We start from the raw sequence: 21083 nt of genomic DNA on the forward strand, positions 1-21083 counted from the left end.
GGTTCAGTAGTATGGGGGGGTAAAAAAAGGCTAAAACTTCAAAAATTTATCTACTTGCTCATCTACAAACTTTATTGTTTTTTCTTCAAATAAATCACCGTCGGCATTCATCTCTTTGCGGATGCCTGGAATATGCAGGCGCAGCGGCAGCACATGCAGGTGCAGATAGCTGCAAATGCCGGCAAAATGATCAACCCCACGCACGTTACCATACGTGCCGGATGATAGGCCAACCAGTGCCGCTTTTTTATCATAAAAGCTATCGGGAAACGTGCAGGCATCAATAAAAGCTTTTAAAATACCAGGAAAGCTGCCATTATACTCGGGAATTACAAACAAAAATTTTTGCGTACGGGTAATGAGTTGCTGTATAGGCTCAAAAGCGGCACTGCGGCTGCCAAACATGTCGGTTTGTATAAAGTTAGGCGGCAGTTCGGCCATCGATAGCAGGCTTGCCTCTGCTCCTTTATTTAACATCTGTTTTTGATAATATTTAGCTAATTTTAGAGTTGAACTTGCAGGGCGGTTAGTGGAGGCAATGATAGTGATCATTAAAAAAGTGTTTATAAGTTAGACGAACATGCCGGGCTGTCGAATTGTTTAAATTCGTATCTTTACACCCCTGATTGCAACAAGGCGAAAGTATAAATTTTTGCTTTACCTTGTAAACCAGGAAAAGGCAAGGTGCTGTAAATTGTGAGGTATAAAAATGAGTAAAATTATAGCTTTAGCTAATCAGAAGGGTGGGGTGGGTAAAACAACTTCGTCTATAAATCTGGCTGCAAGTTTAGCCGTGTTAGAATATAGAACGTTGTTGGTAGATGCCGATCCGCAGGCTAACTCAACGTCAGGTATCGGCTTTGATCCGCGTACCATCAAAAACAGCATTTACGAGTGTATCATTAACCAGATTGATCCGGCCGAGGCTATCCAGAAAACGGAAACGCCTAATCTGGATTTGCTGCCCGCACATATTGATTTGGTAGGTGCCGAAATTGAGATGATTAACCTTACCGACCGCGAGTACAAGATGAAGGCCATTTTGGACAAAATACGCGACCAGTACGATTTTATCATCATCGATTGTTCACCATCATTAGGCTTAATTACCATTAATGCCCTTACCGCAGCCGATTCGGTGATTATACCGGTGCAGTGCGAATATTTTGCATTAGAGGGTTTAGGTAAATTGCTTAATACCATCAAGATAGTTCAGAATCGCTTAAATCCGCAATTGGATATCGAAGGTATTTTGTTAACCATGTATGATGTAAGGCTGCGTCTGTCTAACCAGGTCGTTGAAGAAGTGCGTACGCATTTTGAAGACTTGGTTTTTGATACCATTATACAGCGTAACACCCGCCTTAGCGAAGCGCCAAGCTTTGGAGTATCGGTAATTATGCACGATGCAACCTGTAAGGGCGCCATCAACTATCTGAACCTGGCCCGCGAGATTATTCGCAAAAACGGTTTAACAGAGTCGAAAGGCAAAGCAGCACCTGCCGCAGTTTAAATTGAGTAATGAGCGTAGAAAAAAAGAAAGCTTTAGGTAAAGGGCTCAGCGCATTGCTTGACAATGCCGGCAGCACCAAGCCTCAGTCTAATTATAATTCGCCCGAAACAGATGGCAATAAGTCGTCTGGCAACCTGGGCTCGGTTAATGAAATCCGGATTGCCGAAATTGAAATTAACCCCTACCAGCCGCGTACTGATTTTGATGAGCAGGCACTGATTGAGTTGGCCGAATCTATCAAAGTACAGGGCTTGATACAGCCTATTACCGTACGGCGCGTAAACTCACACTCGTACCAGCTCATTTCGGGCGAGCGGCGCTTGCGTGCATCTAAGCGGGCCGGACTATTAACCATACCTGCCTACATCCGTACCGCCAATGATCAGCAGATGCTGGAGATGGCGTTGATTGAAAACATACAGCGCGAAAACCTGAATGCGATGGAAGTTGCCCTCAGCTTTCAGCGTATGCTGGATGAGTGCGACCTAAAGCAGGAAGAATTAGGCGAGCGGGTAAGTAAAAACCGGTCGACGGTAAATAACTACCTGCGCTTACTAAAATTGCCTCCAAGTATACAGGCTTCTATCCGCGATGGTGATATCAGCATGGGACACGCCCGTGCGCTGATTACCATTGCCGATCCGGTAAAGCAAGTATACCTGCACCAACAGATTTTGCAGCACGGACTTTCGGTGCGCAAAGTAGAAGAAATGGTGCGTGCTCTGCAGCATAACGAAGAACCTGCTAAAAAAGATGACCGCAAACCGGCCGCAAAGCCCTCATACCAGATACAAAAAATACAGGATGACCTGGCCTCTAAATTTAGTACTAAAGTTAAATTGAAGGTGGGCAATAAAGGAGCAGGCAGCATCGAAATTCCGTTTATGTCTGAAGATGATTTGAGCCGTATCTTACAAATGCTGGACTGGTAGTATGAACAGGTTAATTATTGGTTGTTTACTGGTTTTTTTATCACTGGCGGCTTTTGCACAAAAGCCGGACACGGTAAAAACCGTAAACCGTAAAGACAGCCTGAACCGTGTTATAGATTCTGCCAAATCAAAACCTATCCTGCAGCAGGTATTCAACAAAAAAAATAAAAAGCAGTATAACCCCGATAGTACCCATTTGCCTAGTACCGCGGTTAAGCGCTCATTAATGGTACCCGGATGGGGGCAGGTTTACAACAAGCACTGGTGGAAATTACCGTTAATTTACGGGGGGATAGGCAGCTTTGTTTATTTTGCCATTATCAACAAGCGGGATGCTAAAAACTATTTAGAAGTTTACAAGCTTAAGCGAGACCCACTTAGTCCTCGTCCTGATCCTAACTCAGCTGTTGGGCAGTTGTATGCGCGTACCTCAACTTATGGCGCTCAGGCACTGGCCGATGCCTCTAATGGTTCTGATCGTAACTTTCAGCTTTGTATTTTTGGTATTATTGGCGTGTGGGGTATTCAAACTATTGATGCTTATATTTTCGCCAAGTTTATACACTCTTACACTATGGATCGCGACCTGAGCTTTAAGATAGCGCCAGGCATCATTACCGGGCCAACTTACGCCTCTAACGGTATTCCTTCGGTAATGCCGGTATTAAAACTTACCTTTAGTCTTAAGTAAACCACCTTACCATTATTAACAACATATAATCATTCATAATAAATGAAAATTGCATTATTGGGTTATGGCAAAATGGGCAAAATCATCGAGCAGATTGCCTTGCAGCGTCAACACCAGATTGTACTCAAAATAGATAAAGATAACCTTCATGAAGCCACTCCCGAAAACTTGAAACAGGCAGATGTAGCTATCGAGTTTAGCACACCATCGTCTGTACTTGGTAATATTGACCGTTGCTTTGAAGCGGGTGTGCCTATTGTAATTGGTACTACCGGCTGGTATGAGCAGCTTAATGATATAAAAGATAAATGCCTGGCTGGTAACCATGCTTTGCTCTACGGTTCAAACTACAGCGTTGGGGTAAATATCTTTTTTCATGTTAACCGTATGCTGGCTAAGGTGATGAATAATTACCCTTACTATGATGTACAGGTAGAAGAGATACATCATACCCAAAAACTGGATGCGCCAAGCGGCACGGCTATTACCATTGCAGAGGGTATACTGGATGGTTTGGATGGCAAACAAAAGTGGAAAAATATAGTGGTAAGCGATAATGCAGAGCCTGCCGAAGATGTGGTTGCTGCAAACGAGTTACTGATAGAATCGCTAAGGATTGAAAATGTGCCCGGTACTCACACGGTGGTATATGACTCTGAGATTGACACCATTGAGTTTAAACATACCGCGCATAACCGCAATGGCTTTGCTTTAGGCGCTGTTTTGGCAGCTGAGTGGCTGAAAGATAAAAAAGGATTTTTCCCGGTAACAGATATGTTTACCTTTAATGCCTGATTAACAGGTTATAATTAAATTAATATATGAATTGGAAATTCTGGGACAAAAAAAGAGATACGGATACCCCCAAGAAGAAAAAAAGTGCAGCCCGCGAGTGGACTGATGCCATTATTTTTGCGGTAGTTGCTGCAACACTGATACGTACACTTTTTATCGAAGCCTACACTATTCCTACCGAGTCGATGGAGCGCTCATTGCTGGTAGGCGACTTTTTATTTGTAAGTAAAGTAAATTATGGTGCCCGTACGCCCATGACGCCCATTGCGTTTCCGTTTGCGCATCATACCATGCCCATTATAGGTACCAAAGCTTACTGGGATGGCGTAAAGCTGCCGTACTACCGTTTACCGGGTTTAAGCGAGGTTAAAAAAGGTGACGTTGTGGTATTTAATTACCCGATGGAGGCCGATTCGCCTTATTACCGTCCGGTAGATAAACGCGAAAATTATATTAAACGCTGCCAGGGAACTCCCGGCGATACACTTTCTATTGTAAATGCGCAGGTGTATATAAACGGCAAGCCTAACCCTAACCCACCCGAAGGGCAGATTAACTACGAGGTGCAAACCAACGGTACCGAAGTAAATCCGAAGTTACTGGACGAACTGCATATTACGTTATCAGAGTATACGCCGTATCCTACCATGACCAAGGCTTCTGCAGATGCCTTGAGAGGGTATGCCAACATTACTAAGGTAAAACCGCATATCACTCCAAAAGACTCTATAGAATATGGTGGTGAGGTTTTCCCTAACTCGGCTCAATACATCACCCGTAACCAGCCATTTAACAAATGGAACCAGGATAATTACGGACCTATAATCATCCCTAAAAAAGGCTGGACGGTTAAACTGGATAGTTTAACACTGCCTTTTTACCGCCGGGCTATTACTGTTTATGAAGGTAACAAGTTAGAGGTTAAAGGAACGGATGTTTACATAAACGGACAAAAAGCGGACGGCTATACCTTTAAAATGAATTATTACTGGATGATGGGGGATAACCGCCATAACTCGCTCGACTCGCGTTTTTGGGGTTTTGTACCCGAAGACCACATTGTAGGCAAGGCATTGTTTGTTTGGATGAGCTGGGATACCAACGGCACCTTCCTGGACAAAATACGCTGGAAACGCCTGTTTATGGGCATCCATTAATACTGCTTATGTATAAAATAAAAGGGGCTGTTTTCCGGTTTGGAAAACAGCCCCTTTTTTATGCGTTCAGCTTTTACTATCAGCCAACAATCTTTTTAAGTTCAACGGCAATTTTATCTGCGGTTGTGCTGCTTACTTGTACTAAAGGTAAACGCAGGGTATCGCCGCAAACGCCTAACTGTTTAAGCGCTGTTTTAACACCGCCGGGGCTGCCTTCAGAGAACATTAACCGGGTGAAGTCAATAAATCTATAATGAGCTTCCTGCGCGGCTTTAAAATCGCCTGCAGCACAAAGCTTTATCATGTCCGAAAACTGTTTGGGCACCGCATTGCCTACAACCGATATCACACCTACCGCTCCTAAAGACATCATAGGTAACGTAACCGGGTCGTCGCCCGATATAAATAGGAAGCTATCCGGTTTATCGCGCATAATTTGGTTAAACTGGTCAAAGTTGCCAGAGGCTTCTTTAATACCAATAATGTTGCTGAAATCATGAGCTAGCCTTACCGTGGTTTCGGCGCTAACATTGCTGCCTGTACGGCCCGGTACGTTATATAAAATAATAGGTAGCGGCGATGCTTCGGCAATAGCTTTATAATGCTGGTAAATACCTTCTTGTATAGGTTTGTTATAATGCGGACTGGCCGACAGTATGGCATCATACCCCGTAGTATCAAACTGTTTTACAGTTTCAACCACTTCGTAGGTGTTATTGCCGCCAATGCCGGCTACCAGGTGTACACGTTTATTAACTTTTTCGGCGGTAAAAGCCCAAACCTTCTTCTTTTCTTCCTTGCTTAGGGTTGCGCTTTCGCCGGTGGTACCTAATGATACCAGGTAATTTACGCCACCGTTAATCAGGTAATTAATTAAGTTTTCGAGGCCGGCATAATCTACTCCGCCATCGCTGTTAAACGGAGTTACCATGGCTACTCCGGTTCCGTGAAACATTTCCATCTATCTTATTAAGGGTTGCTAAGATAAGATTTTAGTAATGATTTGTATTAATTAAATATTGCGGCGATCGTAATTACCGAAGCGTTGTTTTGGCTTCCGGTTATCGCAAAATAATAGCAAAGCGTAAGGCATTCTTAGAGTTTAGTCCACTGTTGTAAGACCATCCGTACAGTACTTTTAAACCATTCCAGCTTATACCTGCACCAAGCTCTGTATAGTTTTTTAACCCAGGGGTAGTTAGGTAATTGGCCTGTACAATTTCCTGCAGCTTCAGTTTACGGATAAGCGGAAGCTTGCTTAAAAACAAGCCGCCAAAGTTTTGCTCTAAGTGGCCTTCCAGGTATTGCTTGCTGGTACTGTAAGTGTAATAGTTAAGCATCAAAAAGGCGTCGGGCGCATCCTGATAGTGCAAAATTTCGTTACCGGCAAAGTGTTTATAATCGGTGTAAAAAAGTTGTTTGTTATTTAAAAACTTGCCGGCACCAATGTAAAATGAAAACTTACCGTACATGCCCAGGCTAACATTGTTTTTTGCTAAACTGGCAGTAATCAAGTCATAGTCCACATCAGAGCCTAACACGTTTTTGATGCCTTTAGTGTAGCCAACGGTTAATGTAGGATAGTCTGACGGTAAATAGTGCCTTCCGGTTGGATAGGTAACGTACCGGTTACTGAAATTATAGCTGGTAGTTACGCTAACTTTAAACGATTGTGTTTGCGGAAACAATGGTACATCCGCCTCGGGCATAAAAGGGTTGTTGGATGTATAGGGACGATCTTTACGGAAAAAGCTGTACTGCGAGGTATTGTTTAGCCATTTGCGGTCGGCATATTCGGCACCTGCGGTTGCCATCCAGCCTCCGGCCAGTCGGTGCGACACAGATAAGCTAACGAAATGCTTATCGTACAGCTTTTGATAGTTTTGCCTTAAAAAAAGACTGCTGAACTCATTAGCCAACACCGAGATAGGTTGTTTGTTGTTCAGGTCAACCACATCAGAGCCGGCATACAAGTTAAAGGTATAATTGTTAACCGGTACAGTAGCGTTGATATTGCCATGCAGTAATTGGTTGCTAAAGCCATAACGGATATGCCCGCCCAAGCGCAGGTATTTATTATTAAGGCTGTCAATCTGCTTTACGTAAGCCGCTCCGTAGTTAATGGCAAATCCTTCTACCGTGTTAAACAGCAGCGACCCGATAACCGATTCGGTACGGAAATATGTTTTTTTGTAACGATTGCTAAAGTTTAACCCCGAAAAGAGAAAGCCAGGTATCGAAGCCCGGTTATTTACGCGATCTAACGAATCAAGGTAAGGCTTGGATTCGCGCTTGCGGGCTAACACTGCTTTCTTTTCGTAATCAATTTTTTCTTCATCTGTTAGCGGAACGGGCCGCGCCTGCTGCCAGTAAACCGAATCTTTTTTATTAACTCCGGCGGTAACCTTCATCACCTCGGCAAACGTTTTTTTGCTGATCTGTGGGTTGATCTCGTAGTTTTTAAAAACCGCCAAAAAATATCCGGCTAATTTAAAACCCAGTAAGCCACCAGAAAATTCAAACTTAACCGATGATGGCATCCACACTTTATGCTCAACCGGAATGTATTGCTGCTTTACAGTAATGGTATCTAAAATATTGATACCTGACGATTTGGTTAAATATAAGTCTGCACTGTGTATGCGCCAGCTATCCTCAATAATATAAATATAACCTTCAAAAGTAGGTTCGTACTGGCGCTTAGGTATTACTTTAATACGGTTAATGGTTTCGCCGTTCTCTACCGTAAGGCCCATGTATTTATAGTTGTAGTAGGACAGGGCATTGTCGGCAATAGGCGAGATGAGCGGACGGTTGCTCAGCCCGTCCCAGTGCTGAAAGTTATCGTAAAAATTAACGGTTAACTCTGAGGCCCTGTTAAAACTAAAAGCTTTGTTACTGCCTGATACCTTCGACGAAATCATTTCCTCGTGATATAAATCGGGCTGCGTAAAGCTGAGTTTGGATTCGGACTCTGACAAATACAGGATGCCTTTACGGTTAGAGTCTAATCCCAATTCACGGCCAATCTGGTTAATATCGCGGCCCATAAACTTTTTGGGTGCGGCCAGCAGGCGTTGCAGGCCTTTAACATAGGTTTCGCAGGTATAAGCGTTTACTTCGCGCAAATAACCTTTGCGTTTGCGTATAGCTTTGCGGATAATGCCATAAGCTGGGTCTTCGCCTCCAGCCCTAACCACTACGTTTTGCAATTGGTAGGCCTCAGGCTCCAGCTGAACGTCGAGCGTTTGGTTGCCGGTTAAGTTAACTGTGCGGGTTTCCTGCCGGTAGCCAATGGCTTTAAACACCAGGTTATAAGTGCCGTTGGCCAGCGCAAGCTTGTACTGCCCATCGCTGTTTGCCGACGAGCCTTGGCTGGTACCTTTAATTAATATTGTTGCAAATGCAACAGACTGCCCTGCATTATTTTTAATAGTACCGCTTAAGGTGTACGATTGTGCCATGGCGCCGCAACAGGCCAAGCATAAAATAAAGAGTGATAAAGTAGCTTTGATCTGCATATATAGGGTTGGCTAAATATGCAAAAAATCTGTGCATACAAGTGTTAAAATGCGTTAAATGATAGGGTTGACTCCTTATCCAATCATCTTTAACAAATCCTCATCACTAATAATCGGGATATTAAGCTTGTTGGCTTTTTCTAACTTGGATGGGCCCATGTTATCGCCTGCTACCAGGTAGTTAAGCTTGGCCGAAATGCTGCTTACTATTTTGCCGCCATTTTGCTCAATCATCTCTTTCAATTCATCGCGCGAGTATTTTTCAAATACGCCCGATATAATAAAGGTTTTACCTGCCAGTTTATCGCTTTGTAAAACTACTTCTGCTTCTTCGAGGGTAAATTGTAAACCTTGCTGCTGTAATTTTTGTAATTCCTGCTGATGTACCTCGCCGCTCATATATTCCACCAGGCTTTGGGCAATACGCTCGCCAATTTCTTCAACGGCGGTTAGCTCTTCTAAAGTGGCAGCCTGCAATCTTTCCAGCGTTTTAAAATGAGCTACCAGTTTGCGCGCTACCGTTTCTCCAACATAACGGATACCTAAGCCAAACAACACCTTTTCAAAAGGCATCTCTTTTGATTGTTCAATCCCCTTGAGCATATTGGTGATTGATTTGTCGCCAAAGCGGTCCATCTGCTTTAAGGCGTCAGCCTGGGTATGCAATTCGTAAATATCACTGATGTGCGACAAGAAGCCATGCTGGTATAAGGTTTCGATGGTTTCGTCGCCCAGTCCATCAATATTCATGGCGCGGCGGCTTACAAAGTGCTGCATTTTACTTACAATTTGCGGCGGGCAGCCTTCATCGTTAGGGCAGTAAAAAGCGGCTTCGCCTTCTTTACGTACCAGCGGTGTTTCGCAGGCGGGGCAGGTAGTACGGTAGGCTACAGGCTTAGCATCCGGGTTGCGCTTATCGGGGTTTACACTAATGATTTTCGGGATAATCTCACCGCCTTTCTCTACATAAACCGAATCGCCTTCGTGCAAGTCAAGCCGCAGTATTTCGTTGGCGTTATGCAGGGTGGCACGTTTAACTGTTGTTCCTGCCAGCAGTACCGGTTTCAGGTTGGCTACGGGAGTAACAGCACCAGTACGGCCCACGTTGTAAGCTACGCTTTCCAGTACGGTTTCTACCCGCTCGGCTTTATATTTATAGGAGATTGCCCAACGCGGAACTTTAGCGGTAAAGCCTAATTCTTGTTGTTGGGCATAGTTATTTACTTTGATAACAATACCATCAATATCAAAGCTGAGGTCAAAGCGCTTTTGTTCCCATTCGGCAATAAAGGCCAGCACATCATCCATGTTTTTACACAAGCGGGTATGCTCACTCACATGGAAGCCCCAGCTTTTTACTGCTTGCAAGCTATCCCAATGGGTTTTAAATAGCTGTTTTTCGGTATATAAAAAGTATAAAAAGCAATCGAGTGGACGGCGTGCTACTTCGGCCGAGTCTTGCAGCTTCATGGTGCCCGAGGCAAAGTTGCGCGGGTTAGCATAGGCTAACTCACCTTTTTCTATGCGCTCATTGTTTAAGCGTTCAAAAGCTTTACGGTGCATCAGCACCTCGCCGCGTATCTCAAAAAAGTCGGGATAGTCGCCCACGCCCAACTTTTTAGGCACCGAGTGTATAGTGCGAACGTTGGTAGTTACCTCATCGCCTTCAACACCGTTGCCGCGGGTAACGGCACGTACCAGCTGGCCTTGCTCATACGTCATGCTCATGGATAGGCCGTCAAACTTTAATTCGGCCACGTACTCAAAGTTATCACCAATGGCTTTGCGTACGCGCTGGTCAAAATCAAGCAGTTCCTGCGCATTGTATGTATTGCCCAGCGATAGCATCGGCCAGCGGTGCTTAACTGTTTTAAACTCTTTGGTTACCTCGCCACCCACACGTTGCGTAGGCGATTCAGGGTCTGCATATTCAGGGTACTGCTTTTCAAGTTCGGTCAATTGCTTAAGCAACTGGTCAAAATCGTAATCGTTAATGGTAGGTTGAGCCAATACATAATAATTGTAATTATGCTGCTTTAGCTCAGCAGTTAAAGAGTCAATGCGTTGTTTAGCTTCTTCAGGCGCCATGCCGCGAAGATAAGAAGTTTAACGGGTGGTTGAGTAGTTGAATAGTTAAGTGGTTGATAGGCTGGTTGTTGGTTTTGTGTTGAATAATGGGTAGTAAAGAGCACCTGCTTGAATGAAATCAATTCGATTGATGAAGCATCACACATTCTCAAACTCTTTATTGCTGAGGCGGCGGTTGTAGACAAACAGGCCGATACTCATAATAATACTGGTAGCCAGTATAACTACAAACAGCAATCCGGTTTCAACTCCCGGTAGCCGTAAGTATTTGGGCAAATTATAAAAAAGTAATACGCTGATTAATCCACGTGGCGCAATAACCAGTTCTGGCATTAAATCGGTTTTCGACACTAACTTGATATATAAAAATCTGATAATGTAAATAGCGGACAGAACAAATGAGCCGATAATTAAAACCGACCATTTTTGCAGCTGATTTACATCCATGGTAAAGCCAAAAATTACAAAGAAAAACGTGCGCATCAAAAAGGCACTTTCGGCCGATAATTGAAGCAATTGTTTAAGATCAAAACTCAGGCCGTGATAAATAAAGTATTTCTTGAACCATTGCGGCTTAATCTGGTCTGCATTATTCAGGAACAAGCCTAACGACAATACAATAATGAGTGCCGACAAGTGATAAGACTGCCCAATAGCATACACCAAAATCAGGATGGCGATGATGAGGAAGAACTTAACGTGGTGAGTAATGCGGCCTATAAGGTATAGCAACAACAAACAGGCGCCCAGGGCAAACGCCAAAATAATAGCTAGCTCAACACCCAGTTTGGCAAACGATCCCACATTAATATGCTTATTGCTGAGCATAAAATTAAACAGTACTACCGTTAAGATATCCGAAAAGGACGATTCGTAAATAATAAACTCCTTTTTATGCTTGGTAATGCTTGAGGCGGAGGGTATGGCAATAGCCGAGCTAATTACACAGAAAGGTATAGCGTTAATAAAACAGAGATAATAATCGCCTCCGCTTAATTGGTACAAAATCCAGGAGATGGTAAAAGTGGTACAGAGTAGGATAATCAACGCCGAAAAGAACGACTTTTTAATCACCGCATTTTTGTCGGGTGTATATTTTAGCTCTAAGGCGCCTTCAAATACAATTAGAATTAAACCCAGTGTTCCTAAAGTAGGTAGGATGGTAGAGAGGTTAAATAAGTGAATATTAAAATACTCAACAACCTGCTTGATGCCTACACCCAAAAACAGCAATAGTAATACCGAGGGTATTTTAGTTTTTCCGGCAATTAGGTCGAACAGGTAAGAAAAAATAACTAGTCCGCTCAGTACAATCAGTGTAGTATAAGTACTCAAATATCTTCCGTTTTAAAAGTGATAAATAATTCATTTTGTGCGCTAAATGGCGCAGCAGCCTACTCGACAAACCTACAAAAGGCATAAAGGTTGAAGAAAATATCATACTAATGCAAGTATTATAAATTTAACAAAACCTAATGCATTAATAAAAGTTACGCTCTTAGCTTTGGCAAAATTATGGCACATTTATTTGACAGTATTAATATTAAAGGCGTTAAACTTAAAAACCGCATCACGGTATCGCCCATGTGCGAGTACTCAAGCGAAGATGGTTTTGCCAACGACTGGCATCTGGTACATCTCGGCAGCATGGCTACCGGTGGCGCCGGATTAATTATTACCGAAGCAACGGCAGTTTCGCCCGAGGGTCGCATTACTTACGCCGACTTAGGTCTATGGAAAGATGAGCATATAACTAAGCTTAAACAAATAACAGGTTTCATTGAGCAGCAAGGCTGCATAGCAGGTATACAACTGGCTCACGCCGGGCGTAAGGCCAGTCACGAAAAGCCATGGGAGGGCGGCAAACAATTTACAGCTGAACATGAAAACGGCTGGGAAACCGTTGCCCCGAGTGCCTTAGCATTTACAGACGGCGAGGAGCCGCCGGTAGCTTTAGACAAGGCTGGGATTGAAAAAGTTAAAGCCGATTTTAAAGCAACCACCCTGCGTGCTGTTGAAGCCGGCTTTAAAGTAGCCGAAATACATGCAGCACATGGATACCTGTTGCACCAGTTTTATTCGCCGCTGAGCAACCAGCGTACTGATGAATACGGCGGCTCTTTTGAAAATAGAATCAGGCTGCTTTTAGAGGTGACTGACGTAGTAAAAGAAGTATGGCCTGCCGATTATCCATTGTTTGTACGAATTTCGGCTACCGATTGGACCGAAGGTGGCTGGACTATTGATGACTCTGTAAAGCTGGCTGCTGCCTTAAAAGAAAAAGGCGTAGATTTGATTGACTGTTCATCAGGGGGTAACGTGCCTCATGCCAGTATACCTAACAAGCCGGGCTACCAGGTACCGTTTGCAGAAAAGATAAAAAAGGAAGCAAATATACTTACCGGTGCGGTAGGTTTAATTACCACGGCCGAACAGGCTAACCAAATTGTAGAAACGGGGCAAGCCGATTTAGTTTTACTGGCACGCGAGATGTTACGCGATCCTCATTTTGCATTGCGTGCTGCCCACGAGTTAGGCCATACCGTGCAATGGCCGCTGCAATACGACCGTGCGCAATGGCGGTAAGCATATTAAAAGGAAACAATTTTAACCTCAAAACTAATAACTAATTAAAACATGAAACGTACAGCAAAGGCACACTGGAATGGTACTTTAAAAGAAGGCCGCGGCGAAATTACTACCCAAAGTACTACTTTAAATAACACACAATACTCATTTAAAACACGTTTTGAGCAAGGTGTGGGCACTAACCCCGAAGAACTGATTGCAGCTGCACATGCAGGTTGCTTTACCATGGCTGTTGGTGCAGCTTTAAGTCAGCAAGGTTTTACCCCCGGCGATTTAACTACTGCCGCTGTTTTAGATTTAGACATGAACAACCTGGTAATTACCGGTATTCATTTAGATTTAGAGGCAAGTACTATTGATGGTGTTTCTGAAGAGCAGTTTGTTGCCGTGGCAGAGGATGCTAAAAAGAACTGTATCATTTCTAAAGCATTAAGCGTACCATTTACCTTAAATGTAACTTACGGTTCAAAAGCCTAACAATGCTGTTGAACATGTTATAATAATTCCACATTATTGTAATCAAATTAAAGAGCAGGCAATAATGTCTGCTCTTTGCTGTTATTAAGCTGTTTGTTTAACATCACATGACTCGCATCCGTACCTCTCTAAGTTTTACAATTTCTCTGATTACTGTTGGCTTTCTCATCTTCTTGTTTTTTTACATGAAGCACCAGTTTACGGCGGTACGCAGTGAAGTAACTGAGGATGTAATGGTAGAGAAAATTACCAGCATGGGTAAGCTTGAACTGGTCAAATACAGCATGAAAGATGTGCTTGAGAAAAAGCAGGTACATACCATTTTGCCCGATGAGCGTGTGTTGTTTGTAGCGGTAGGCGAAGTAACTGCCTGTATTGACTTAACCAAGGTTGCCCGTAAAGACATTGTTCAAGACGCTGTACAAAAAACAATAACTGTGGTGCTGCCCCAGCCCGAAATTTGCTACACTAAACTCGACCATCAACGCTCGAAAGTGTATGATGTAAGTGGCGTGATTTTACCTAGTACTACCCAAGCCATGGTCGAAGATATTTATAAGCTTGCCGAAAAACGCCTGTTAGAAAATGCACAGCAAATGGATATCACCGGCAAAGCCCGTCAAAATGCGCAGCTTATTTTTAAGCCTCTGCTCGAAGGGGTGTCAGGCAAAACCGTTATCCTCAAATTCAAGTAATTACATTTGGTTTTGGCTTAGGCGCTGGCGTCGTCTTAGCCATATATGTCCAATGCTACGTGTAGGGACAGTATCTCCAAATAATTTCCCCCATGGCTTCAGGTCGTCAATACGGTCAAAAACAATCTTTAAGACAGCAATAAACGGTATAGACAAAAACATACCTGATATGCCCCACAGCGCACCGCCCAAAAGCACCACTATAATAGATACCAAAGCATTAATTTGCACTTTTGATGATACAATGCGCGGTACTAAAATATTATTGTCAATAAACTGGATGACCAAATAAGCGGCAATGATACCTAATTGGGTTGAGTAGCCATCTTTGGTAACGGTAGCCATTAAAACAGGTAATGCAATAGCAATTATGCCACCGATGTAAGGCAGCATATTAAGTAGCGCTCCAATAACGCCAAAAAGTATGGCATACTTAACATCAAGCAGTAATAAGGCTATCGAATTCATGATAGCTACAATCAGGGTTTCGGTAAGCAAACCCACAATGTAGCTTTGTATAGCTGATTTGGTTTCCTGCAAAATTTCGGCTACGCGCACTGAGTTTTCTTCCGAAAAAACTTCATATAAAAAATTTATAATAAGCGTTTTGTAAAGCAATATCAGAAATACATATACCGGAATTAAAAGTACAACACTTAATAACCCTAAAACTGTGGTAATGGTCTGTCCTACCAAACCCTTACTGTTATTTACTGTGTCTTTAATAAATTTAGCCTGGCGCTGTGTGTCAATACCAAAGTGCTTAAAGGTCCACATCTGTAAGTCGTTAATGATGTGCGAAAATTTCATTTTTAAAGCAGGTATTGTGGCACCGAAGGATGAGATTTGAGACGATAAAAAGTAAAATACGCCTGCGATAAAAATGGTCGCTATCAAGAGTGATACAGAAATGGCTACTATCTTGGGTAAACGAAATTTCTCAAGCTTATTTACTAACCGGTTAAGCAGTATAGCTATAAATGCAGAAAAGGCCAGCGGTATTAAAATATCAGCTAATGTAGCTAAAGCGTATATAAATAAAATAAGGCCGAATAAAACAACGGTACTTTGTATATAAAATGGGTATTGCTTGGTTTGCATTCTGAGAATATTTCATACAAAAGCAATAACTAACCATAAAGTTTTAACCCGTAAATTAAAGCTTACAAAGCTGTAAACCCTTTGTTAAGAACGGTTATAAATTTTGTATAGCAAATATGATTGGTTATGAAAAATACAGAAGATAATGCCAGATTATCGCTGTTTTTCAAGCTCGCTTTTTCGACGGCGGTTGGCTCGCCGTTGCTGCCGTAAAGCTTTTTTAATACGTCGATTGGCTTTATCTAAACGGTGTTGAGCTATATGCTGTTTAACCTGTTTTTCGGTTACCTCGTCATACCCGGCACTGGCCTTTATACCTTTAGACAGCGTTTTCCAGATGGTTTTAAAAAAAGAGGTATCGGGCTGACGAATGTAAGTTACATGTATAGCCCGCGGTGCATCACCAATGCGGTCGGGGTTATTACGTTTTACAATCAGGGCATTGGCCAGTAAAGAGGCAATGGCACGGTGCTGATAACGGTTAGCTATCGTGTCCATCTTTAAAATGTGCAGCTTTAAGTCGTGATATAAAAAGCTGACATTGCCCTCAGACAATGTTTTATCGGCGTTAATGTCAAAGCTAAGTTTATCTAAATTACCTGATGTGATTTTAACCAGTCCGAAAGGCATTACTGCTTTGTTCAATTTTTCGAGATCCATTGCACCAACGCTGCCTTTATAATGGTAGGAGTGTGCCGAATCGGTAAGATTAAATTTAAAGTCTACCTGCAGGTTGCCGGCATCCATTAACCACGATTGCAACCGTATGCTGGCAAAGTTGTTTTTCTGCAGAGCAACAGGGTTGTTAGTTACGTTAAAAATATACCCCGATGTTTTGTTGAATGATACCGTGCCTTGCTTATGCGACCGCTTGCCATAACCTGTATAAGTAATGTTTATTTTATGAAGCTGAATAGTATCTAATTTAAAATCGTTTTTGAGCTGGCGTATAGCCACATTAGGAAAAGTAGCTACCCGATCAGTTTTTTTGGGCTGAATGGCCGGATTGGCCGTAACCGAAAAATTGCCGCTCAAAAGCGCCAGTCGTGATACATAAAATTTATGCCGACGGTAATATTGGTTAAAGTCAAGCCCGGTGGCCAGCAACGTATCAGCATTAACAGAAAAAATAGTCCGTTTTTTTTGTTGTAGTTTTAACGAGTCGGGCGTGGGTGTAAGCGCCACATGATAGGCCTCCAGTTTACGCGCCAGGGCCGAATATTTTAATAGCTTAATGTTTATATTATACAAACTATCGGCTACCGGCCGGCTAAAGTTATTAAACTCCAGTTGTATGTCTTTAAAAGAATAAAAGCGTGAGCTGTCTTGTTGCGAGGCTGAATCGATAAGTAGGTCCTTACCCAGCAAGTTCATTTCTTTAAACTCAGATACAAAGGGTTGCTTGATGGTATTGTCTCTGTAAGTCAGCTTTACATCGTTAAGTAATATTTCGCCAATGTGTAAATATTTTAATATGCCTTTAATATGTTGCCAGGCGGTCCGCTTATATTGCGCAGCACTGTCTTTGCGCTGTGTGGCCCGGTAGGTAATGTTAAGTTCGGGTGCACTAAGTACAATCTGACTGATATCAAGTTTGTGATGGTAATATAGTTTAAGAGGATGTATATGCTTAAAAACAATACGTTTTACTTTTAGCGTGTATAGGTTATTGGGAGCATCGCCATCTTTTAATTTTTGCCGGTAAACCTGCAGATTAGGTTTAATGGTAAAATTATGAATAACCACTTTACCTTGTACAATATGCAGGTTGGCATCTGTAAATTCGGCTTGGTAAAGGCTGTCGGTGCTGCTTAAAACGGTATTACGCACCTGGTCGGCCAGTATAGGCGACCAGTAACGGTTAATAAAGTAGGCTACAACGGTAATCAAAAACAAGAATGCTATAAAGATAGCAACCAGTACCTTCTTCCAACGTTGCTTTAAAAAATCAGATGTCATTTACAATATATCCTCCGTTAATTAAGTAGATGCGTTAAGGAGGGTTTAACTTATTCGTATTTTTCTACCAAAATACACATTTACAGCGAGCTTTGAAAGTTTGCTGCCTCAACCAGCTGTCTAAGGTAGCATGGTTAACAAAACAATGATTAATTAATTGTGCTGCCAATATGTCACACTATTGGATAAAAATTATGTACTTTTGCAACTCAAAAATTTTTACTGATGATGGATTTGCTAACTCCGGATAAAACACATGATGAAAGCAGGCAAGGTGAGGCAATGATGCTGGAGCAAACCGCTGAAAAACATAACGGTCGTAAACTTTACATCGAAAGTTACGGTTGCGCCATGAATTTTTCGGACAGCGAAATTGTTGCATCTATTTTGCTGGATAAAGGCTTTGAAACTACTAAAGACTATAATAATGCTGATGTAGTGTTTATCAACACCTGTTCTATTCGCGAAAATGCAGAACAGCGCGTTCGTAACCGGTTAAAAGAGTTTACCGTTGCCAAAGTTAAAAACCCGGGTATGATTGTAGGTGTACTGGGTTGTATGGCCGAACGCCTCAAAGCAAAGTTTTTGGAGGAAGAAAAGCTGGTTGATGTAGTTGTAGGCCCTGATGCTTACCGCGACCTGCCAAACCTGATTGACCAGGTTGATGACGGACAAAAAGCAGTGAATGTATTGCTGTCTCGCGAAGAAACTTATGCCGACATTAATCCTGTTCGTTTAAATACCAATGGCATTAATGCTTTTGTGTCCATTATGCGTGGTTGCGATAACATGTGCTCCTTCTGTGTGGTGCCATTTACCCGTGGCCGCGAACGCAGCCGCGATCCGCAATCTATCATTAAAGAGTGTACTGATCTTTATAATCAGGGGTATCGCGAGGTGACATTGCTGGGCCAAAACGTTGACTCTTACAAATGGAAGCCTGAAGCAACCGAGGCAGCTGAGATTTCTATTAATGATATTACGGGCGTTAATTTTGCACAACTGCTTGAAATGGTTGCCTTAATTAATCCTGATTTGCGGGTTCGTTTCTCTACTTCGCATCCTAAAGATATTACAGACGAAGTATTGCATGCCATTGCCAAATACGAGAATATTTGTAACTACATACACTTGCCGGTACAGTCGGGTAATAGCCGGGTATTAGACCTCATGAACCGGACGTATGACCGCGAGTGGTATATGGAAAGGGTCGAAGCTATACGTCGTATTATACCGGGGTGTGCCATATCAACCGATATGATTGCCGGTTTTTGCACCGAAACAGAGGAGGAACATCAGGAAACGCTAAGCATGATGGATTTTGTACAGTACGATTATGCCTACATGTTTATGTACTCTGAGCGCCCCGGCACCTTAGCAGCCAAACGTTACACTGACGATATTCCGGAAACGGTTAAAAATCGCCGCTTAAACGAAATTGTAAATAAGCAGCGGGCGCATTCACATTTACGTTTGCAGGAGCAAGTAGGTAAAGTACAGCGAGTTTTGATCGAAGGCTTCTCCAAAAAATCTAACCTCGATTATTGCGGCCGCAGCAACAATAATGCGATGGTTGTTTTTCCGGTAAGCGAAAGCTACAAGCCCGGCCAATATGTAAACGTATTCATTGACCGCTGCACAACAGCAACTTTGATAGGAAAAGTGATTTAATGTGCGGATGTGCAAATATGCAAATGTGCAGATATAAAAATGTTTTAATGGTTACAACGGCTTATAGACATTCATACCTGTCATTTGCACATTTGCATACCTGCACATTTGCACATCTACACACTCTATGAACGTACAAGAAATTAAACAACGCTTCGGGATTATCGGCAACTCGCCGATATTGAACCGGGCTATAGATATTGCTAACCAGGTAGCGCCTACCGATATTTCGGTGCTGATTACCGGGGAAAGTGGAAGCGGGAAGGAAGCCTTTTCGCATATTATACATAATTTAAGTCCGCGCAAGCATGGGCCGTTTATTGCCGTAAACTGCGGCGCCATACCCGAGGGTACTATCGACTCGGAATTGTTTGGCCACGAAAAAGGGGCATACACTGGTGCTATAGGCGAGCGTAAAGGTTACTTTGAAACGGTAAACGGCGGTACCATCTTTTTAGACGAGATAGGAGAGATGCCATTAGGTACCCAGGCGCGATTGCTACGGGTTTTGGAGTCGGGCCAGTTTATCCGGGTAGGTTCGTCTAAGGTCGAAAAAACCAATGTGCGGGTGATAGCCGCTACCAACGTAGATGTGTACGAAGCCGTAAAGGCCGGTAAGTTTCGTGAGGATTTATATTACCGTCTTAATACCGTCCCATTACGCATACCGCCCCTGCGCGACCGTAAAGAAGACATCTTTTTATTGTTCCGTAAGTTTTCGGCAGACTTTACCGACAAGTACCGCACCCCTGCATTAAGTTTGGATGAGGGTGCGCAACAGGTGCTTTCAAATTATAGCTGGCCGGGTAACGTACGCCAATTAAAAAATCTGGCAGAACAGTTGGCCGTGTTAGAGCGTGACCGGACCATTTCGGCCGCTACCCTGTTAAGCTATATGCCACAAGAAGCAGGCCGCAGTAACCTGCCTATGCGTGTAGACAACCAGAACCGTGAAGATTTTTCGGAGCGGGATATCTTATATAAGGTACTGTTTGATATGAAGCGCGACATGGTAGAATTAAAAAAGCTGGTTGCTGAAATTATTGAACATGGCGGTGGTATACCTAACAACTATACGCCCAACACACAGGCTTTAAGTCAGCTTTATCATGATATTGAGCTGTCTGCACGTCCAGAGCCACAATTTACTATACAGCAGCCCGTTGTTAATACACATAATAATGATGCAATCATTACGCCCCATGCCGAAGAGGTAGAAGAATCACTGTCGTTAATTGAAAAAGAGTCAGACTTGATACGTAAGGCATTAAAAAAGCATAAAGGTAAACGCAAACTGGCCGCCCACGAGTTGGGGATATCAGAGCGTACGCTGTACCGAAAAATAAAAGAATTAAATTTATAATGTTACTCAAAAGGCTTTTTTGTTTAGTTGTGGTCATGTCAGCCATGGTATATTCATCGTGCTCCATAACGCTGAGCGGTGCGTCTATACCTATTGATATGAAAACGATTAACGTGCAGTATTTTGAAAATACGGCACCTCTGGTAGTAAACAACTTAAGCTTATCATTTACCGAAGCGCTGAAGGATAGGATCCGTTCACAATCGAGGTTGAGTATTGTAAGGGGAGAGGCTGATGCCACTATGGAAGGTGCTATCACCGGGTTTAGTTATGCACCGGTGTCGGTACAGGCTACCAATAATAATACAGCTCCTTTGGCCACCGCTACCCGCTTAACTATAACGGTTAACGTAAAGTATGTAAACTATAAAGACAAGAAAAAATCTCCTGATTTTGAACAGTCTTTTTCGAGATATACGGATTTTACAGGCGATATTAACTCACAAGAACAGCGGTTAATACAGGTAATTAATCAACAGCTTACCGAGGATATTTTTAATAAAGCTTTTGCAAACTGGTAATCAATTTAGT

General features: G+C 42.8%; 18 protein-coding genes. 11 read left to right on the forward strand and 7 right to left on the reverse strand.

What is annotated here, in order from left to right:
* Positions 1-30: 30 nt before the first annotated feature.
* Positions 31-552, reverse strand: a complete 522-nt coding sequence (locus AAGR14_RS03080; protein WP_342647133.1) for an NAD(P)H-dependent oxidoreductase — start codon at positions 550-552, stop codon at positions 31-33.
* Between the two features lie 157 nt (positions 553-709).
* Here AAGR14_RS03080 and AAGR14_RS03085 point away from each other — a divergent pair, with 157 nt between their 5' ends.
* Genes AAGR14_RS03085 through lepB form a run of 5 tightly spaced genes read left to right on the forward strand, consistent with a single transcriptional unit; the run spans position 710 to position 5088 of the window.
* The gene (locus AAGR14_RS03085; RefSeq protein ID WP_342647134.1) at positions 710-1513 is read left to right on the forward strand and encodes an AAA family ATPase; all 804 of its coding nucleotides are present in this window, start codon (positions 710-712) and stop codon (positions 1511-1513) included.
* Between the two features lie 8 nt (positions 1514-1521).
* The gene (locus tag AAGR14_RS03090) at positions 1522-2445 is read left to right on the forward strand and encodes a ParB/RepB/Spo0J family partition protein (protein ID WP_342647135.1); all 924 of its coding nucleotides are present in this window, start codon (positions 1522-1524) and stop codon (positions 2443-2445) included.
* Position 2446: 1 nt separating this feature from the next.
* Positions 2447-3136 carry a DUF5683 domain-containing protein gene (locus tag AAGR14_RS03095; protein WP_342647136.1) on the forward strand — a complete coding sequence of 230 codons (690 nt, stop codon included), beginning with the start codon at positions 2447-2449 and terminating at the stop codon, positions 3134-3136.
* A 42-nt stretch (positions 3137-3178) separates the two neighbouring features.
* Positions 3179-3931 carry a 4-hydroxy-tetrahydrodipicolinate reductase gene (dapB, locus tag AAGR14_RS03100; RefSeq protein WP_342647137.1) on the forward strand — a complete coding sequence of 251 codons (753 nt, stop codon included), beginning with the start codon at positions 3179-3181 and terminating at the stop codon, positions 3929-3931.
* Positions 3932-3957: 26 nt separating this feature from the next.
* Positions 3958-5088, forward strand: coding sequence for a signal peptidase I (lepB, locus tag AAGR14_RS03105; protein ID WP_342647138.1), 1131 nt, complete (start codon positions 3958-3960; stop codon positions 5086-5088).
* Positions 5089-5167: 79 nt separating this feature from the next.
* Here lepB and dapA read toward each other — a convergent pair whose 3' ends face one another.
* From dapA to AAGR14_RS03125, 4 genes are all read right to left on the reverse strand, one after another.
* The gene (gene dapA / locus AAGR14_RS03110; RefSeq protein WP_342647139.1) at positions 5168-6049 is read right to left on the reverse strand and encodes a 4-hydroxy-tetrahydrodipicolinate synthase; all 882 of its coding nucleotides are present in this window, start codon (positions 6047-6049) and stop codon (positions 5168-5170) included.
* Positions 6050-6149: 100 nt separating this feature from the next.
* Positions 6150-8609: a DUF5686 and carboxypeptidase regulatory-like domain-containing protein gene (locus AAGR14_RS03115; RefSeq protein WP_342647140.1), complete on the reverse strand. Its 2460-nt coding sequence runs from the start codon at positions 8607-8609 to the stop codon at positions 6150-6152.
* 75 nt (positions 8610-8684) lie between these two features.
* On the reverse strand, positions 8685-10697 hold the full coding sequence (gene ligA, locus AAGR14_RS03120; protein ID WP_342647141.1) for an NAD-dependent DNA ligase LigA: 2013 nt from the start codon (positions 10695-10697) through the stop codon (positions 8685-8687).
* Between the two features lie 138 nt (positions 10698-10835).
* Positions 10836-12032, reverse strand: a complete 1197-nt coding sequence (locus tag AAGR14_RS03125; protein WP_342647142.1) for a cation:proton antiporter — start codon at positions 12030-12032, stop codon at positions 10836-10838.
* 180 nt (positions 12033-12212) lie between these two features.
* Between AAGR14_RS03125 and AAGR14_RS03130 the strand changes: the two genes are divergently transcribed.
* The 3 genes from AAGR14_RS03130 (at position 12213) to AAGR14_RS03140 (ending at position 14458) form a co-directional block, all read left to right on the forward strand.
* Positions 12213-13283 (forward strand): NADH:flavin oxidoreductase/NADH oxidase, encoded by a 1071-nt coding sequence (locus AAGR14_RS03130; protein WP_342647143.1) that lies wholly within the window; start codon positions 12213-12215, stop codon positions 13281-13283.
* A gap of 51 nt (positions 13284-13334) precedes the next feature.
* Entirely contained in the window at positions 13335-13763 is a 429-nt protein-coding gene (locus AAGR14_RS03135; RefSeq protein WP_342647144.1) for an OsmC family protein, read from the forward strand.
* A gap of 107 nt (positions 13764-13870) precedes the next feature.
* Complete coding sequence (locus tag AAGR14_RS03140) at positions 13871-14458, forward strand: DUF4230 domain-containing protein (protein WP_342647145.1); 588 nt, start codon at positions 13871-13873, stop codon at positions 14456-14458.
* On the opposite strand, the gene AAGR14_RS03145 is transcribed toward AAGR14_RS03140, so the two are convergent.
* The gene (locus tag AAGR14_RS03145) at positions 14459-15559 is read right to left on the reverse strand and encodes an AI-2E family transporter (RefSeq protein WP_342647146.1); all 1101 of its coding nucleotides are present in this window, start codon (positions 15557-15559) and stop codon (positions 14459-14461) included.
* Between the two features lie 153 nt (positions 15560-15712).
* The gene (locus AAGR14_RS03150; RefSeq protein WP_342647147.1) at positions 15713-17518 is read right to left on the reverse strand and encodes a hypothetical protein; all 1806 of its coding nucleotides are present in this window, start codon (positions 17516-17518) and stop codon (positions 15713-15715) included.
* 225 nt (positions 17519-17743) lie between these two features.
* Between AAGR14_RS03150 and miaB the strand changes: the two genes are divergently transcribed.
* From miaB to AAGR14_RS03165, 3 genes are all read left to right on the forward strand, one after another.
* Positions 17744-19189, forward strand: a complete 1446-nt coding sequence (miaB, locus tag AAGR14_RS03155) for a tRNA (N6-isopentenyl adenosine(37)-C2)-methylthiotransferase MiaB (RefSeq protein ID WP_342647148.1) — start codon at positions 17744-17746, stop codon at positions 19187-19189.
* Positions 19190-19316: 127 nt separating this feature from the next.
* Positions 19317-20552 carry a sigma-54 dependent transcriptional regulator gene (locus AAGR14_RS03160; RefSeq protein WP_342647149.1) on the forward strand — a complete coding sequence of 412 codons (1236 nt, stop codon included), beginning with the start codon at positions 19317-19319 and terminating at the stop codon, positions 20550-20552.
* A gap of 35 nt (positions 20553-20587) precedes the next feature.
* Positions 20588-21073 carry an LptE family protein gene (locus AAGR14_RS03165; RefSeq protein WP_342647150.1) on the forward strand — a complete coding sequence of 162 codons (486 nt, stop codon included), beginning with the start codon at positions 20588-20590 and terminating at the stop codon, positions 21071-21073.
* Positions 21074-21083: the final 10 nt, after the last annotated feature.

The organism is Mucilaginibacter sp. CSA2-8R, assembly GCF_038806765.1.
Lineage (GTDB): Bacteria > Bacteroidota > Bacteroidia > Sphingobacteriales > Sphingobacteriaceae > Mucilaginibacter.